The organism is Vibrio sp. D431a, from assembly GCF_030248655.1.
GTDB lineage: Bacteria > Pseudomonadota > Gammaproteobacteria > Enterobacterales > Vibrionaceae > Vibrio > Vibrio alginolyticus.
Map to the genome: position 1 here is coordinate 64690 of NZ_JAHGAP010000031.1, position 16159 is coordinate 80848.

A 16159-nucleotide genomic window follows, 5' to 3' on the forward strand; every position below is an offset into this window, starting at 1 on the left:
GATCTAAATCATTTATTGCTTACGCTTATTGAATGATATGTCAAAAACCTGCTTTTTATCACGAAAATGATGTGCTACTCGTGATTTCTGCTAATGAGTAAAATTAGAAAAACTTATCAATAGGGCTGTTTGTATAAATTTATTTCACCGCAAGCGTTTGCGGTGAAAATGGAAAATTAATCTAATGTGAATGAATGTTTATGAAGCAACGTTTTATTAATATTGATGCGCATAATGATCGCGCCTATAAAAGCACCGATATCAACAACTGTTTAATGTGAAATAATATGTTTTTGCATTGATTCGATAATTTGTGCCGTCATGCCCCAGATGAAATGCTGTCTATATGGGATAGCAAATACACGATGACTGCTTCTTTTTAGGTCAAATTTGGTGCTATACAATTTTTTGGGGTTCAGAATATGGTTGGCAGGAACCTCAAAAACTGACTCTACTTCATTTGGGTCAATATGCGTTTTATATTCCGGAGAAACAAAAGCCAAAAAAGGTGTCACATTAAATTGACTAATCGTTGGTAGTGTAGGCAGTTGACCAAACACATGAATATGCTCATCTTCTATCCCAACTTCTTCTTTGGTTTCCCTTAAAGCTGTATTCACGAGCTGAATATCTTCCTGCTCATATTTGCCACCGGGAAAGCTGATTTGTCCCGGATGATGGCGTAAGTGGGCTGCACGCTTAGTCAGAATGACTTGTAACCCGTCATCGCGTTCCACAAAACCGATTAAGACTGCCGCATCTCTCAGGGACTTTTCTTTCATCCATTTCAGTCGTGCAAGGGACTCTTTGTGGTAGCCCGTTGGAAGCCGAAATTGAAAGTTCTGTAGTAAATGAGTTTTGTCGATAACCAAACTGAGTCCTTATTTATCGTGCCTAACCATTATTTATTATACTCAAAGACGGCAAAGCGTATGGCGTTATCGTTACTGGTTACCAAATAAAACATTCGCATTAAAGCACTCGCCAGCACTTTCCCTCTTTGTGTTGTGTGTCTCACTCTGCTTGAACATATTAATTTGAAACTTATAAGGTTATACACCATTCTTTATTTTAGGACGTCACTATAGGGCAAGTATTGGCCAATGAAAGGGATTATTTTCACCGAGTTCATGGAGTTAGTAGAAGAGAAATTCGGCCTTGATGTGTTAGACCAAGTTCTCGATCTTTCTAACGATGAAGGTGTTTACACCGCTGTTGGTAGTTACGATCACAAAGACTTGGTTAAGTTGATCGTGAATCTCAGTAAAGTATCTGGTGTTCCCCCCGAGCAACTGCAAGAAGTGTTTGGAGAGTGCGTCTTTTTGAATTTACTTCGCTCCATTCCTAGTCACGCCAGTTTGCAACAGTGTGAAACGACGTTTCAATTTGTTCGCCATGTTGAAGACTTTATTCATGTCGAAGTTAAGAAGCTCTATCCTGATGCTAACCCTCCGCAATTTGATTTCATTAGTGAAAACCAATCCCAATTGGTATTTGACTACCACAGCGCAAGATGTATGTCTCACGTATGCTTAGGATTGATAAAAGGTTGTGCTGCACATTTTGGTGAGGTAGTTCATATCAAACATCAAAACCAGTCAGAAGATGGCAGCAAAGTACGTTTTTGGTTAGAGGCTCAATAAGAACGATATGACGGGAAGTTCCTCATTAGAAAGGAAACTCAAACGAGAAGTTGCATCAAGAAAAGCAGCTGAGCAGCTGTTGGAACAGAAAAGCTTAGAGTTATATGAATCCAACCAGCAACTCAGTGTTGCATTGAAAAAGCTGGAGCTGAAATCTAAAAAGGATCTGCGTAAGTTTGAGTTTGAAGAGCAAATTGATGCCACGTTGATTAAGTTCGGTCGTACTTTTTTATCGAGCACGTTCGATGAAGCAATGATAGCGAGCTTTATTGAGCAGCTCACTTCTAACTCGATCATTTCTGCGGCTTACTTGTTTCTTGACGCTACAAAGCTGAGCTCATTGCGTCGTCATCACTTTGGTCACTTACAGCTTCGTCATAACAACGAGATTTTAACTTCTCCTAATTGGCAGGGAGAGAATTTGCATTTGCCAGTTATCATTGATGGGGAAACGGTTGGGGAGTTGATTTTCTCTGTGTTGCAAGATCAAATCGATCAGTCTTTTATTTCCAAACAGATGGAGCTCGTGTCTGACTTAGTTCATGGTGTTATTGGTCGACACTTAAGTTTAGAGCGAGAGGTCGAGCTGAGAAAGCGGGCTGAGGAATCAGAAAAAGCGACGAAGGAGTTTGTCGCCATGATTAACCATGAGCTGCGAACTCCTCTCAATGGCGTATTGGGTAGTGCGGAGTTATTGAGTCGAACCCAATTAGAAGAAGAGCAGCGTCAATACTTGAGCAATTTGACTCAATCAGGGGACTTACTGAGAGTTATCATTAATGATCTTCTTGATTTCAGTAAGATGAATGCCGGTATGATGGAAATCATACATAAAGTTTTTGCCTGGGAGGAGCTTGAAAAAGCCATCATGGGTGTATTTGCAGCTAAGGCTGCGGAAAAACGCATCCATTTCTCTATCGACAAAAAGCTGGGGATCCCTGAATTTTTAGTCGGTGACTTAGAGCGCATTACACAAATTTTGGTTAACTTGGTGGGAAACGCGATTAAGTTTACTCACTTGGGTGGTGTCGTGTTACGGGTGGAATGGCTTAACGGCACGGCTTATTTTGAGGTTGAAGACACTGGTATTGGCATCCCAATAAAAGCACAGCCGTCACTCTTTGATCCATTTGTCCAAGTTGATCGCTCGGCGAAACGCAGCTTTGAAGGCTCAGGTTTAGGTCTCGCGATTTGTAAAAACCTCGTGGATTTGATGCAAGGTCAAATTAGCTTTGAGAGTGAAGAGCGCAAAGGGACAACTTTTAAAGTTGCTATTCCTCTTGAGGAAGGGCAAGCACAAGGCACAGCAGAGGGGGAATTGGTCACCATAGAGCGAAGCGATTTAGCAGGACGCTCAATATTAGTGGTTGATGACATCAGAATGAATCAAGTCATTGTTACTCAAATGCTGAAAAAACTCGACATTACACCTGATTTAAAAGCCAACGGAAAAGAAGCATTAGAAGCGGTGAAAAGTAAAGACTACGAACTGATATTCATGGACTGCCGAATGCCTGAAATGGATGGTTATGAGGCGACGATGTATCTGAGAGAGCGTGGCTTTACTCATCCTATTATTGCATTAACCGCTGGCACTACCATCGAAGAGCGTCAAAAGTGCATTGATTCAGGCATGGACGACATCCTCACTAAGCCGTACACAGCAACCGATATCGAACAGATTATGTGTAAGTGGCTTGAGCAGTAGACGCTGCCTCTTAAAAAGTATGTTTGTTGGCCAACGGCTAAAAGCTAAAGTACATGCAAATAAAACACACAAAAAAACGCACCACACCGGATAATGCCGATCATTTAACGATGTTTTTTGGGTCATTCTAGCGAGCCTTGGCGAGACTAAGAATCTAGTAGCAGCACGATGAGCGGGTAATGAAACAAATTTGACCACAAAGTGCTTGAATAGAAGAACCTGTATCACGCTCCTTCGTCGTTGTGCAGGGTGATGAGATACAGAAATATGCCACTCGCTGTTAAACGAGCGGCATTGTCCGCTTTTGAAACCTACGATTGCAGCGCTGGCAAAATCTTTGAAAGCTTATCCAACGTTTCTTGATACTCAGAGGCGCAATCGCTATCTGCCACGACGCCGCCGCCAGCCCAAGCGTAAAGTTTGTTTTTTTCCGCGACAAGAGTTCGGATGGTAATGCTGGTGTCCATACGACCATGGCGTGAAATATAGCCAATACTGCCGCAATACGCGCTGCGTCGATGCGGCTCCAGTTCTTCAATGATCTGCATTGCGCGAACTTTAGGAGCGCCCGTAATTGAACCGCCTGGAAAACACGCTCGCAGCAAATCCGCAGGAGCGTATTGTTCATCCAAACTTGCACGAATGGTGCTCACCAAATGATGCACGGCAGGGAAGCTTTCAATATCGAACAACTTTGGCACGTGAACGCTACCCGGTGATGCAACCCGACCAATATCATTACGCAGCAAATCGACAATCATCAGGTTTTCTGCCTGATCTTTTTCCGCTGTCTGCAAGTCATGGGCATTAGCGTTATCTTGCTTTGGATCTTCGCTGCGTGGGCGAGTACCTTTGATTGGTTTTGTTTCAATGACGCGATCTTTGAGCTCTAAAAAGCGCTCTGGAGAGATACTCAAAATCGAAGACTCAGGCATACGGATAAACGCTGAGAATGGCGCTTGGTTGGCGGACTCCAATTTCAGATACGCTTGCCACTCGCTGCCTTGATACGGTGCGTTAAAGCGCTGCGCCAAATTGATCTGATAACAGTCACCGTTCAACAAGTATTCTTGCACCTGGTCAAAGCGAGTGGCGTAGCTCTCTTTCGTCATGTTTGACTGCCAAGCACCAGACAAAGCGAAGTCAACGGTTTGTTCTGCTTTTTGCTCGTTTAACCACTGCCAAGCTTGCTCGATATTCTGACCAACTAAGCATGCTTTTTTTAGCTGGTGGTCAACAACAACGGCCCATTCATACAGACCTACCGCCATATCCGGCGTGTTGAGGTCCTTTTCTGCCACTTCTGGCATCGTTTCTACGCGGCGACCTAAATCGTAACTGAAGTAACCGAGCGCACCGCCGACAAAAGGCAAATCCAATTCTTTATTTAACTCTACGTGAGGAAGCCACTGTTCTTGCAACTGATGAAGCAGCGTGAATGGGTCATCTTGAGTTGAATAGGCATTCGATGGCGTTTCAACTTGTGTGTTGTCGGCAGTGGTTTCTAACGTTGCAATTGGGTTGGCAACCAATACATCGAAGCGGCTATCGATATGCGTTTTTGATGCAGAACGCAGCAACATCGCCCAAGGCTGGTGTTGAATGCGAGAAAAAAGGTGAAGAGCAAACTCTGGTGCGTATTCCAACGCTTTAAAATCAATGAATTGATTGTCCATGTTGTTCATTTGTGTAATTTGTGACAAAGAGATCGTTCACTGCATGGCATGTCATGGGCAGCAAGAGTATCATATTCCTCTGTGTAGCCAAACTCCCTCTATTCATAGGGTTTTGAGATGGTTTACAAGTAGGCAACTTCAGCATTTCGTGTGTCGATATCAGCCGTTCGACAATTGTTTATAAAAAACGAAGCTCAAAAGAGCAATAAGCTTAACAAACACGATTGAAGCCAAGCCAATAATGGAAGCATAACTATAACGAGGCATGTAATGACGGTAATACGCAAGCAGGATGTGATCAGCAGTGTCGCTGATGCGCTACAGTATATTTCTTACTACCACCCGCTAGACTTTGTTCAAGCTCTTGAAAAAGCCTATCACCGCGAAGAGAGTCAAGCCGCGAAAGACGCGATTGCTCAGATCCTAATTAACTCCCGAATGTCCGCAGAAGGTCACCGTCCAATTTGTCAGGATACTGGTATTGTGACGTGTTTCGTCAACATCGGTATGGGCGTGCAATGGGATTCGACCGACATGACGGTTCAGCAGATGGTAGATGAAGGTGTTCGACAAGCGTACACGAACCCTGATAACCCGTTGCGTGCGTCAGTACTTATGGACCCTGCTGGTAAACGTATTAATACCAAAGACAACACGCCTGCCGTCGTACATATCAACATGGTTCCGGGCGATAAAGTTGAAATTCAGATCGCTGCGAAGGGCGGCGGTAGCGAAAACAAAACTAAGATGGTGATGCTAAACCCATCTGACGATATTGCTGAGTGGGTAGAAAAAACGCTACCAACAATGGGGGCGGGCTGGTGTCCTCCTGGCATGCTTGGCATTGGTATCGGCGGTACGGCTGAAAAAGCAGCGGTATTGGCAAAAGAATCTCTAATGGAACACATCGATATTCAAGAGCTTATTGACCGTGGCCCACAAAACGCAGAAGAAGAGCTTCGTTTGGATATCTTCAATCGCGTGAACAAACTTGGTATCGGTGCGCAAGGTCTTGGCGGTTTGACGACTGTTGTCGACGTTAAAATCAAAACTGCGCCAACGCACGCGGCTTCTAAGCCTGTTTGTTTGATCCCGAACTGTGCGGCGACTCGTCACGTGCACTTCACGCTTGATGGTAGCGGCCCAGCAGAGCTAACACCACCTAAACTAGAAGATTGGCCAGACATCACTTGGGAAGCGGGCGAAAATACGCGTCGCGTAAACTTAGATACAATTACTAAAGAAGAAGTACAAGAGTGGAAGACAGGCGAAACGGTTCTTCTATCAGGTAAAATTCTGACTGGTCGTGATGCTGCGCATAAACGTATTCAAGGCATGCTAGATAATGGCGAAGGTCTGCCTGAAGGCGTAGATCTAAACGGTAAGTTCATTTACTACGTAGGCCCTGTTGATGCAGTTGGTGATGAAGTCGTTGGTCCTGCTGGCCCAACAACATCTACGCGTATGGATAAATTCACCGACATGATGCTAGAAAAGACCGGCATCATGGGCATGATCGGTAAAGCTGAGCGTGGCCCTGCAACGGTTGAATCTATCAAGAACCACAAAGCGGTTTACCTAATGGCTGTCGGTGGCGCTGCGTACTTGGTGGCGAAAGCGATCAAGAAAGCTCGCGTTGTCGCATTTGAAGATTTAGGTATGGAAGCGATTTACGAATTTGAAGTTGAAGATATGCCAGTAACAGTGGCTGTCGACTCAAATGGTGTTAACGCGCACCAAATTGGTCCAGACACTTGGAAAGTGAAAATTCAAGAGATGGAAGCATAAGGCAAAGGGCAATCTTGCTGCGTCTCAGTAGAGAGAATGTGACAAGGTGCTGATTTACCTAGCAAACAATTGACAAAAGTGCAGCGAAACCTGCACTTTTTGTCTATATAATTAAGGATATAAACCTTTAGGCATAGCAATCAAACGTTATGCGAACAATAATTAGGAGACGGCATGCCTCGTTTTATTCAGATTCTACAAATTATTCTTGCTGTAGTGATAGGTGGCTTTGTTGGCTATGACTTGATTCTTCACGGTATCAGCATCTTTGATGAAAAGTACGTGACCATCACATGTGTGTTGTGGTTGATTTTGGAAATCGCTCTATTTGTTATCTATAAGTTAATCGAAGACGACTAGGCTTAAAGAAAGCGGGTTCCTGTTTAACATAGTAATCAGCGCATATAGAGTTACTAATGCTGTAGATTAAGTAAGCCTCTGAACCACTCAGGGGCTTTTCTTTTTTAACACAGCATTAAGCCGGATGTTTTGTTCATCTTTTATTAAGGTATATAAAGTTAAACTCATAGAATTCGGGATAGAACAGTATTCATAGATCGAAATTCGAAGTCGCTGACAACGTTGTTTTAAAGTGGAGTAAGATAAAGAAGCGTAATGAAGAGAATAAAGAAAGAAGTTAATGACTTTATCAACAGAGGTATGGACTCTAATGTTCGAATTGCTGTCACCGGACTTTCTCGTGCCGGTAAGACGGCATTCATCACGTCATTAGTGAATCAGCTTCTTCATACTGCAACCCATGACAATTTGCCTCTTTTGACTGCGGCTAGAGATAAGCGCCTTATTGGGGCGAAGCGTGAGCCTCAATCGAATATGATGGTGCCAAGCTTTGCTTACGATGAGGCGATGAGCCAAATTCATGCCACTCCACCTCAGTGGCCAGTACCGACACGTGATGTGAGTGAGATTCGCTTAGCGCTCAAGTACAAACCAAATAAAACTACGAAAAAGCTGTTGAGTAAAACCGCAATTTTAAATGTTGATATTATCGACTATCCAGGAGAGTGGTTGCTCGACCTGCCTTTATTGGACATGGACTTTGCAACGTGGTCGCAAACTCAGTTTGATGCACTTAAAGGCCAGCGTGGCGATTTAGCCAAAGCTTGGCTTTCTGAACTGGAGAAAGTGGATCTCTTTGCAGAAGTGAATGAGAAACTACTTGAGAAAGTTGCACACACATACACAGAGTACCTTCATTCTTGTAAAGACTCTGGCCTTCATTGGGTTCAGCCTGGCCGCTTTGTATTACCTGGTGAGCTAGCAGGCGCGCCGGTGCTACAGTTTTTTCCGTGTCGTGCTGATTCGGAAAGCAAAGCGCCCAAGGGCAGTAACTTAGCGATGCTAGAAGCCCGTTTTCAGGAATACCAACAGAAAGTAGTGAAAGCGTTTTATAAGCATCATTTTGCGACCTTCGATCGCCAGATTGTACTGGTGGATTGTTTGCAGCCTCTCAATGCCGGTGATGAAGCGTTTTACGACATGCGCCAAGCGCTAGAACAGATCATGCATAGCTTCCGCTATGGTCGTAGTAGCTTTTTGCGTCGTTTGTTCTCACCAAAAATCGACAAAGTGTTGTTTGCTGCTACAAAAGCGGATCATATCACGCCCGATCAGCACCCCAATTTGGTGTCTCTGCTCCAACAAATGGTGCATCCAGCGTGGCAAACGGCAGCCTACGAGAATATTGAGATGAGCTGCATGAGTATCGCTTCCATCCAAGCAACCACGACGGGGTTTATTTCCTCTGGAGATAAGACCATCCCGGCGTTACAAGGAACAACATTGGGTGGTGAGCCGATGACTATGTTTCCCGGAGAGGTGCCGAAAAAGCTACCAAATGCAGCGTATTGGCAAAACAACGGGTTTGATTTTACGTCGTTTCGTCCGATGCCCTCACCGAATGATGAGCCAATGAAGCACATACGCTTAGACAAAGCATTGGATTACCTGATTGGAGATAAATTGAAATGAGTGAGTTGAAGCAAAAACAAGTTTTCTCTGAAAAGGTAATGGAAAAAGAGCAGCAATCGAATCAACCGGAGTTGACGGCGCAGCAAACATTCGGCGAAAAAGAAACATTTGTACCTGTTGAAGTTAAAGAAGCGCACCAGGAGACCGAACAGGAATTGCAACTCGAGCATGTCATTCGTCCAAAATCGGGCAGAAAATGGCTCGTGACTGGCGTATTTGCAACTTTTGCTGGTTTGGTTGGCTGGCAAGCGGTGGACTCGGTTATAACCGCAATTCAGGCTTCTGATTGGCTGGCCTTAAGCTGGACGGGGTTTATTGCTGCGATCGCTTCGCTTGGTTTAGGAGCTATGGGTAAAGAGCTTTGGAAACTGCGAAAACTACGAAATCATTTTAGTGTTCAAGAAGAAGCAGAAGCACTTGTTAATAGTGAGAGCGTTGGGAAAGGGGAAGACTTTTGCGAAACCGTAGCAGAACAAAGTGGTGTGATGGCAGAGAATCCGGGCTTTGATCGTTGGCAGAACAGTATCAACCCTGCTCATAGTGACGCTGAAATTCTTGATATGTATGACTCGATGGTGGTGAGCCAACAAGACAAGTTGGCAACGAAAATCGTATCACAGCACGCAACCGAGTGTGCGGCCCTAGTCGCCGTGAGCCCTCTGGCTGCCGCTGATATGTTGCTGGTGGCTTGGCGAAATTTCAAAATGATCGACAACCTCTCCAAGGTATATGGGGTAGAGCTAGGTTATGCATCTCGCATCAAGTTACTAAGAGCGGTATTTGTCAATATGGCGGCGGCTGGTGCCAGTGAGCTCGCTATTGATGCCAGTATGGATTTGATGTCGATGGATCTTGCTGGCAAAGTTTCTGCTCGTGCGGGGCAGGGACTAGGTGTTGGTATTCTAACGGCACGTTTGGGCTTGAAAGCGATGACCTTATTGCGTCCACTACCCTGGTATCCTGACCGTCAGGTTAAGTTGGGCACCATACGCAAGGCAGTGGCGGCGAAAGTTGCATCAATTACGATGAAACCGTAACGAATATCAACTTTGATGGATAGGATTGCTTGACGCCATTCCAAGCATGATAGAAACTACTGTCAACTTTTCCTGACAGTTGTGAATTGGGATATTTTAAGTGCGTCTTGAAGTCTTATGTGAAGATCGACTCGGCTTGACCCGAGAACTGCTCGATATTTTAGCGTCTAAAAGCATCGACTTGCGTGGTATCGAAATCGATATTAGCGGTATTATCTATTTGAATTGCCCAGATATTGATTTTGATACGTTTAGTGAGCTGATGGCTGAAATCCGCCGTATTCCGGGGGTGAAAGACGTACGTAAAATCCAGTTTATGCCGATGGAGCGCCACAATACGGAGCTGCTCTCGTTAGTTGATAACTTGCCCGATCCGGTTTTTGCCATTGATCTTAAAGGTGCCGTAGACATGGCAAACATGTCTGCACTTTCATTGCTTGGCCTTCACAAGCAAGAAGTGATTGGTACTCAAATCGGTGCTTTGTTACCAAGTGTTCGTTTCTCTCGTTGGTCTGAAGGTGTTAATGGTCGAACGCGGGAAAACCTTGTGATTGATGGCTTGGACTATGTTCTAGAGTTGATGCCCGTTTATATCCGAGACGAAGCGCAAAACTCGACTCTAGCGAGTACTCTAATGACGATTCGCTCTAGTCAGCAAGTTGCCAGAATTGAAGAAGCACTACCGCTGCATAATCCTCTGGGTTTTGAGCACTTTGTTGGTATATCGAACCGTCATAAAGCACTAATGAACCAAGCTAAAAAGCTGTCTGTGCTTGACCAACCATTGTTGATTGAGGGCGAAACGGGGACTGGTAAAGAAATGCTTGCTAAAGCTTGCCACAGCCGTTCTAGCCGCGCGAGCAAGCCATTCCTAGTTTTGAGTTGTGCTTCGATGCCTGACGATGTAGCAGAAACCGAACTTTTTGGTCATGCGCCGGGTTCATTCAATCATGAACAAGGCCACAAAGGCATCTTTGAGCAAGCAAATGGCGGCACGGTATTTCTTGATGAAATCGGTGAAATGAGTTCGCACCTTCAAATCAAGCTGTTACGTTTTCTACAGGATGGTAATTTCCGTCGTGTCGGTGCAGAAGATGAGATGCATGTCGATGTTCGTATCATCGCTTCAACAAAACATAACCTTGCCGAGCTTTCTGAAGCAGGAATGTTCCGTGAAGATTTGTATTATCGTCTCAACGTACTTACGCTCAGCATTCCTCCGTTACGTAAGCGCTCAAACGACGTTGCACCATTGCTTGAGTTGTTTGTGGCGAAACATGCTCAACAGCTTGGGATTGATAAGCCAGAGTTTGATGATGGTCTAGTTGATGCCCTTGCAAATTATCAGTGGCCAGGAAACATGCGCCAGCTGGATAACATGGTTCTTCGAGCGCTCACGGAAATGGATGGTGATATACTAAACGCGGATCACTTCAATTTACCTCAGCCTCAGTCAGTCGGCGCTGGTAGTGCAACGCTTAACATCGACGGTTCTTTGGATGAGATCATGCGTGATTATGAATCTCAAGTTCTGGAACGTTTGTATCAGTCATTCCCATCAAGCCGCAAGCTTGCTAAGCGCTTGAATGTATCGCATACCTCAATCGCTAATAAACTGCGTGATTACGGTATACGTAAGAATTAATCGAATTGAACGAAAAGACGGAATTAATCATTTGTAATGGAAGATAACAGCTCATCTATCGCCGTTCATAAGTTGGACGGTGACTTGCTTCTTCGTACCGCTGAAATCGGTGACGCAGATATGATTGCCGAATATTTTCAAGCCAACCGAGAATACCTGAAACCGTTTGAACCGAAACGTGAAGAGGCTTTTTTCTCAGTGAACGGTTGGTTGCAAAAGCTTATCAAGCTCAATGAGCTGCATCGAATGGGATTGGGGTATTATTGCCTTTTAGTCAGAGCCTCTTCGGGTGAAATGCTAGGTACGATATCCTTTAGTAGTTTGAGTCGTTTTCCTTTTTATTCTTGTAACGTCGGATATTCTCTCGCTGAAAAAGCGCAAGGGCATGGTTATATGCGTCGTGGATTAACCATGGCTTGCGACTACATGTTTAACGTTCAGAAACTGCATCGTATTCAAGCTGGCTACATGCCTCACAATAAACGCAGTGAATCTGTGCTAGAGCATGTAGGGTTCAACCGAGAAGGGTATGCAAAAGATTACCTTTTGATTAATGGTGAGTGGCAAGACCACGTTCTAACGTCGCTTATTAATCCGAATTGGCAGCCAGAAGGGCGATAGTATGGAACGATTGGAAAAGCAGTTAGCACTTGTAATCGAGCTCGATAAACTCAAAAGCATTTTGCGCCGAACTCGAGTTAAAAGTGCTGAAGGGCGCCTCGAAAATAGTGGTGAGCATAGTTGGCATGTCGCACTGATGGCAATATTGATGGAAGAGCATGCGAATGCACCTGTTGATATTTGCCGAGTGATGAAAATGTTATTGATACATGACGTAGTAGAGATCGACGCGGGCGATACCTTTGTTTATGATACTGCTGCGTCTCAAGAGCAAGCAGAAAAAGAAATCAGAGCCGCAGAGCGCTTGTTTGGTATGTTACCCAGCGATCAGGAGCAAGAGCTATTGGCGCTTTGGCATGAATTTGAAGCCGCGCAGACCGATGATGCTAAGTATGCAAAAGCACTCGATCGGTTAATTCCAATGCTCTTGAACTACCATAATAATGGTCAGAGTTGGAAGGAACATGGTGTCTCACGCGAACAAGCACTTACCATTAATAAACGAATTGAATTTGGCTCTGTTACCTTATGGGACAAAGCGAAAGAGTTGATTGAAGAAGCCACAGAGAAAGGTTGGCTGAAATCGTAATAAAGGAGACTGAATGTCTTATTTGCCTTTGGACGAATACCAAAGAAAATGGATTTTTACGCATCAGTCGATGCCTGTGCCAGAAGAAGATTTGGCTTTTATTAAGCCGATGAGCCAAGCCCGCTCAGCACAATTTTGGAAAGAAAATATCAGTGCTCAAAGCCCTGATATGGATAGACTTAGTTCCCAAGACTGGCCAATGAATGAGGCGAATTGGTCTGAAACTGTGGATTGGATGGCTGCGTGGGAGTCGGACGATCCTGACATGCCAGTGGAAGCTGAGGCACATATCGATTGGCAAGACGATGTAACCGTTTACTTTTGCTACGAGAAGTACAATGTCATCGAAACGAAATGGTCTATTTTTAAAAAGCACTGGAAGAACTTTCTCTTTTATGACGATGGTCCGATACTAATAGGACGTCGCCGTTCGCAAGCACTTTGGTTTGATTCAAAAGGCAATGTGAAACTCGGTGTTCGTCAATAAAGAGTTATAAAACAAAGCCACCTTTCGAGGTGGCTTTGTTTTTCTAAAGGCTGGATAATGGACTCAACACACCACCAGCCCCGCGCTCGATAACGTGAGTATAGATTTGCGTGGTTTTTACATCAGTATGCCCTAATTGTTCCTGAACAGTTCTAATGTCTGCGCCAGATTCCAATAAATGCGTGGCAAAACTGTGTCTTAGTGTGTGGCAAGTTACAGTTTTCTCAATGCTTGCGTCGCTTGCCGCGCGCTTTACAGCTCTTTGTATTGCGCTTTCATTGATATGATGCCTTCTGAGTTCACCAGTGTCTCGATCTGCGCTTAACTTTGTTGATGGAAACAAAAAGTGCCAGTTAAAATCTAGCTCCGCTTTTGGGTATTTACGTCGTAAACCTTCAGAGATATATACGCCCGCATAACCAGGCATGTGCCTATCTTTAAAGTAGTAGTTTCTTGCTAAATTAACTTGAGCTTTGAGTGGTTCATGTAGTTCTTTGGCTAATGTGACTGTACGATTTTTACCTCCTTTTCCTTGCCAAACGCGAACTGCACCATAATCATAATCGATGTCTTGAACTCTTAAGCGTAAACATTCCATAACTCGAAGCCCGGAGCCGTAAAGTAGCTGAATATGGAGTCTATACCTCGGGTCGATATGCTGAACGAATCTTCGGATCTCCTCCCTGGTTAACACAACGGGAAGTTTCTTTTCGGTCAAGGATTTCTGAAATCTCATATCAAGTGATAGTGGGGTTTTAAAATAATCACGATATAAAAATGATATTGAGTTCAGCGCCAAAGCTTGCGTTTTTACCGCAACTTTTTCTTCTACCGCTAAGTAACTCAGAAATTGAATGACATCATCTTCTGCTAGTGTTGATGGGTGGGCGAGCTGGTGAAAAGTGATAAAACGTTTTATCCAAAAAAGATAACTTTCGATAGTTTTATTCGCATAATGACGAGTAAGCATGTGCTCTTTTACACTAAGTAAAAACTGACTTTTCATGATAAATTAACCTGTTTATTTATACAGCTCCGTTAATGTATCACCACTTTTGAAATTAGCGTGCTGTGCGCCGCCTAATTGCGCGCGCCACCACACATATTCATACTGTTTTTCTATTTGTTTCATGCATATAAGTGCTACGATTGATAGCGCTTTTGATAAGAAAGAAGGCGGTAGCCTGCCAGAAAAACGGCAAATCGCCGTATAGAAAGCGTTAGCCCTTGTCGCACAAATTTAAATTTTAGATAAAGCTAGGTATTAATGGATATAGATTTAACTTCGTTGTTTGCAGGTATCAGCATAACGGCAATAGGTGGGTGGTTTGCTTCGTTTTTGTCCCTACGAAAGGAAGAGAGAGCTGTTCATATTGAGCAAGTGACAAAAGAACGGACTAAGTGGCGTCAAGAAATGCGGGTATTAACTCAAGAAGTAGCAGAGCTATTTAGTGCAGATTTAATTCCGGCAGATGATAAAATCCAAAAGTTAAGAGCACGTCTTTCTACATCAATTAACCCGAATTGTGATTACGATAAACACTTATTGGTGTTGTTTGATCAACTGACTCACAAAGGTTCTATGGCTGACTTTTCAAATGCTATGTCGTTCTTGCTTAAGCATGATTGGGAGAGAGTTAAGTGGGAGTGTATGCCAATCTACGTCAAACCATTTAAGCGTTTCACCAAGAAACAGACAGAGTGGCGCTCTCCTAATTTCCGCCCTCTAGGCACCAAGTAAGATCAGGGCTAACAAACAATTTAAGAGTGATTCAGCACGCTTGGCAATTTTGGTTTGGGTCAAGTTTAGTGTCTATGGCGTCCAATTTGAGTATTGTGGTAGCGTGCTTCACACCTTAATTGGGCGTTAGGCATCAATGAGGCGTAAATGGAAATAGTTTTAGCGATTGCAACTTTACTCGGTGGGGTTACCGCTGTTTGGTTTTTCTGGGATAAGGCTCGAGAGTTCACTCTTGGAACCAGCAAGGTAAATACCCATGACTTAGAGTTATTCGAACAATATAAAGGGATGTTTGTTACGACGGGAGCTGCCGAATTTTATAGACAACATGACTTTTTGGCACAGTTCTCTGAAGATTATTGGCGACCTTTATCTAGTTATGTAGATAATTGGTATAAACCCGATTTTGAGTTCTCCAATAGTAAGCTTCAAAAGCAGCACAAGACGCTTTACGAAGCAGCAGAAAAATTAGGGATAGCTATTGCTGGCAACACGGTAACAATAGCACCAACCTACAAAATGCGTTCAGTACGACCGGATAACCTAGCATTTGGACCAATACCAGATCACATAAAAGAAGAAGCAAAAGAGATTAACGGTTTAGTTCCAGCATTTATAAAAGCTCATGATGACTTCGTTAAACTAGGTAATCGTGAATTGTACTAAAAATGCCTAACAAAGCATTTAAGAGTGATTCCCAACGCTTGGCATTTTTCATTCCAACGTTGGGTTTTGTGTTTACGGTGGTATGGTCGAGTTTCGTGGTCGCGTTGCTCACACCTTAATGCGGCGTTATGACTTTCAAGGGAATTTATGAAAAGCACATTACTTGAAGAGCTTGTAGGTGCAGTTGAACACACAGCATCACTATCTAAAGATTGGTTTATTCAAAACTCAAGCGGTATTGACAGAACGGTATTCTTTGAACGAAATGGCTTGGGTGATAATGGGACTGGTGCTGTTTATGCGTATTTTGACACAGAGGGCACTTGTTTATATGTAGGTCAGACTGGTCGAAGAGTGAAAGCGAGGCTACACGACAAAACTTCCCCTCATAAAGATAAAGGTTGGTGGGAACAGTGGTCGGAAATGCGTTTTGTTCAAGAGCCAGAGGAAAGTAGTAGGTTATTGCTCGAAACGCTTTTAATTCAAGCCTATAAACCTAGCCACAATTCAAAGCCTAAACCAATTGATCTCCCTCTTTGGCTACAGTCATAACAAACTGTTTAAGA

Annotated in this window: 16 protein-coding genes; 13 read left to right on the forward strand and 3 right to left on the reverse strand. The window is 43.8% G+C overall.

What is annotated here, in order from left to right:
• Positions 1 to 272: 272 nt before the first annotated feature.
• A complete protein-coding gene (locus tag KJB35_RS23960; RefSeq protein WP_005376901.1) occupies positions 273 to 872 on the reverse strand; it encodes a CoA pyrophosphatase in 600 nt (199 codons plus the stop codon).
• A gap of 231 nt (positions 873 to 1103) precedes the next feature.
• On the opposite strand from KJB35_RS23960, the gene KJB35_RS23965 reads away from it, so the two are divergent.
• Together KJB35_RS23965 and KJB35_RS23970 are read left to right on the forward strand one after the other, a co-directional pair.
• Positions 1104 to 1643, forward strand: a complete 540-nt coding sequence (locus KJB35_RS23965) for a heme NO-binding domain-containing protein (protein WP_005388282.1) — start codon at positions 1104 to 1106, stop codon at positions 1641 to 1643.
• Positions 1644 to 1650: 7 nt separating this feature from the next.
• Positions 1651 to 3351 (forward strand): ATP-binding protein, encoded by a 1701-nt coding sequence (locus KJB35_RS23970; protein WP_005388280.1) that lies wholly within the window; start codon positions 1651 to 1653, stop codon positions 3349 to 3351.
• 311 nt (positions 3352 to 3662) lie between these two features.
• Here the strand turns inward: KJB35_RS23970 and pabB are convergent, their stop codons facing one another.
• Complete coding sequence (gene pabB, locus KJB35_RS23975) at positions 3663 to 5027, reverse strand: aminodeoxychorismate synthase component I (protein WP_213908178.1); 1365 nt, start codon at positions 5025 to 5027, stop codon at positions 3663 to 3665.
• Positions 5028 to 5297: 270 nt separating this feature from the next.
• On the opposite strand from pabB, the gene KJB35_RS23980 reads away from it, so the two are divergent.
• The 8 genes from KJB35_RS23980 to KJB35_RS24015 all read left to right on the forward strand — a co-directional run bounded on the left by KJB35_RS23980 (position 5298) and on the right by KJB35_RS24015 (position 13186).
• Complete coding sequence (locus KJB35_RS23980; protein ID WP_005376905.1) at positions 5298 to 6815, forward strand: fumarate hydratase; 1518 nt, start codon at positions 5298 to 5300, stop codon at positions 6813 to 6815.
• Positions 6816 to 6989: 174 nt separating this feature from the next.
• Positions 6990 to 7175: a hypothetical protein gene (locus KJB35_RS23985; protein ID WP_005376906.1), complete on the forward strand. Its 186-nt coding sequence runs from the start codon at positions 6990 to 6992 to the stop codon at positions 7173 to 7175.
• Positions 7176 to 7430: 255 nt separating this feature from the next.
• Complete coding sequence (locus tag KJB35_RS23990) at positions 7431 to 8807, forward strand: YcjX family protein (protein ID WP_170893454.1); 1377 nt, start codon at positions 7431 to 7433, stop codon at positions 8805 to 8807.
• On the forward strand, positions 8804 to 9844 hold the full coding sequence (locus KJB35_RS23995; protein ID WP_170893453.1) for a YcjF family protein: 1041 nt from the start codon (positions 8804 to 8806) through the stop codon (positions 9842 to 9844). Before KJB35_RS23990 ends, KJB35_RS23995 begins: the two co-directional genes overlap by 4 nt.
• Positions 9845 to 9944: 100 nt before the next feature.
• Positions 9945 to 11489, forward strand: coding sequence for a transcriptional regulator TyrR (tyrR, locus tag KJB35_RS24000; protein WP_017820442.1), 1545 nt, complete (start codon positions 9945 to 9947; stop codon positions 11487 to 11489).
• Positions 11490 to 11525: 36 nt separating this feature from the next.
• Positions 11526 to 12110 (forward strand): ribosomal protein S5-alanine N-acetyltransferase, encoded by a 585-nt coding sequence (gene rimJ, locus KJB35_RS24005; RefSeq protein ID WP_005388271.1) that lies wholly within the window; start codon positions 11526 to 11528, stop codon positions 12108 to 12110.
• A gap of 1 nt (position 12111) precedes the next feature.
• On the forward strand, positions 12112 to 12699 hold the full coding sequence (locus KJB35_RS24010) for an HD domain-containing protein (protein ID WP_005376917.1): 588 nt from the start codon (positions 12112 to 12114) through the stop codon (positions 12697 to 12699).
• A gap of 13 nt (positions 12700 to 12712) precedes the next feature.
• A complete protein-coding gene (locus KJB35_RS24015; protein ID WP_017820440.1) occupies positions 12713 to 13186 on the forward strand; it encodes a DUF2947 domain-containing protein in 474 nt (157 codons plus the stop codon).
• 43 nt (positions 13187 to 13229) lie between these two features.
• Here KJB35_RS24015 and KJB35_RS24020 read toward each other — a convergent pair whose 3' ends face one another.
• Positions 13230 to 14192 carry an integron integrase gene (locus KJB35_RS24020; protein ID WP_017636093.1) on the reverse strand — a complete coding sequence of 321 codons (963 nt, stop codon included), beginning with the start codon at positions 14190 to 14192 and terminating at the stop codon, positions 13230 to 13232.
• A gap of 261 nt (positions 14193 to 14453) precedes the next feature.
• Between KJB35_RS24020 and KJB35_RS24025 the strand changes: the two genes are divergently transcribed.
• The 3 genes from KJB35_RS24025 to KJB35_RS24035 all read left to right on the forward strand — a co-directional run bounded on the left by KJB35_RS24025 (position 14454) and on the right by KJB35_RS24035 (position 16145).
• Positions 14454 to 14927 carry a hypothetical protein gene (locus tag KJB35_RS24025; RefSeq protein ID WP_239717814.1) on the forward strand — a complete coding sequence of 158 codons (474 nt, stop codon included), beginning with the start codon at positions 14454 to 14456 and terminating at the stop codon, positions 14925 to 14927.
• Positions 14928 to 15074: 147 nt separating this feature from the next.
• Positions 15075 to 15593 carry a hypothetical protein gene (locus tag KJB35_RS24030; RefSeq protein ID WP_025634814.1) on the forward strand — a complete coding sequence of 173 codons (519 nt, stop codon included), beginning with the start codon at positions 15075 to 15077 and terminating at the stop codon, positions 15591 to 15593.
• 147 nt (positions 15594 to 15740) lie between these two features.
• Complete coding sequence (locus KJB35_RS24035; RefSeq protein ID WP_285356618.1) at positions 15741 to 16145, forward strand: hypothetical protein; 405 nt, start codon at positions 15741 to 15743, stop codon at positions 16143 to 16145.
• Positions 16146 to 16159: the final 14 nt, after the last annotated feature.

Excerpts from the sequence above, each read along its gene's own strand:
- KJB35_RS23965 (WP_005388282.1), top strand. The coding sequence starts at position 1,104 with ATGAAAGGGATTATTTTCACCGAGTTCATGGAGTTAGTAGAAGAGAAA.
- KJB35_RS23970 (WP_005388280.1), top strand. The coding sequence starts at position 1,651 with ATGACGGGAAGTTCCTCATTAGAAAGGAAACTCAAACGAGAAGTTGCA.
- pabB (WP_213908178.1), bottom strand. The coding sequence starts at position 5,027 with ATGGACAATCAATTCATTGATTTTAAAGCGTTGGAATACGCACCAGAG.
- KJB35_RS23980 (WP_005376905.1), top strand. The coding sequence starts at position 5,298 with ATGACGGTAATACGCAAGCAGGATGTGATCAGCAGTGTCGCTGATGCG.
- KJB35_RS23985 (WP_005376906.1), top strand. The coding sequence starts at position 6,990 with ATGCCTCGTTTTATTCAGATTCTACAAATTATTCTTGCTGTAGTGATA.
- KJB35_RS23990 (WP_170893454.1), top strand. The coding sequence starts at position 7,431 with ATGAAGAGAATAAAGAAAGAAGTTAATGACTTTATCAACAGAGGTATG.
- KJB35_RS23995 (WP_170893453.1), top strand. The coding sequence starts at position 8,804 with ATGAGTGAGTTGAAGCAAAAACAAGTTTTCTCTGAAAAGGTAATGGAA.
- rimJ (WP_005388271.1), top strand. The coding sequence starts at position 11,526 with ATGGAAGATAACAGCTCATCTATCGCCGTTCATAAGTTGGACGGTGAC.
- KJB35_RS24010 (WP_005376917.1), top strand. The coding sequence starts at position 12,112 with ATGGAACGATTGGAAAAGCAGTTAGCACTTGTAATCGAGCTCGATAAA.
- KJB35_RS24015 (WP_017820440.1), top strand. The coding sequence starts at position 12,713 with ATGTCTTATTTGCCTTTGGACGAATACCAAAGAAAATGGATTTTTACG.
- KJB35_RS24020 (WP_017636093.1), bottom strand. The coding sequence starts at position 14,192 with ATGAAAAGTCAGTTTTTACTTAGTGTAAAAGAGCACATGCTTACTCGT.
- KJB35_RS24025 (WP_239717814.1), top strand. The coding sequence starts at position 14,454 with ATGGATATAGATTTAACTTCGTTGTTTGCAGGTATCAGCATAACGGCA.
- KJB35_RS24030 (WP_025634814.1), top strand. The coding sequence starts at position 15,075 with ATGGAAATAGTTTTAGCGATTGCAACTTTACTCGGTGGGGTTACCGCT.
- KJB35_RS24035 (WP_285356618.1), top strand. The coding sequence starts at position 15,741 with ATGAAAAGCACATTACTTGAAGAGCTTGTAGGTGCAGTTGAACACACA.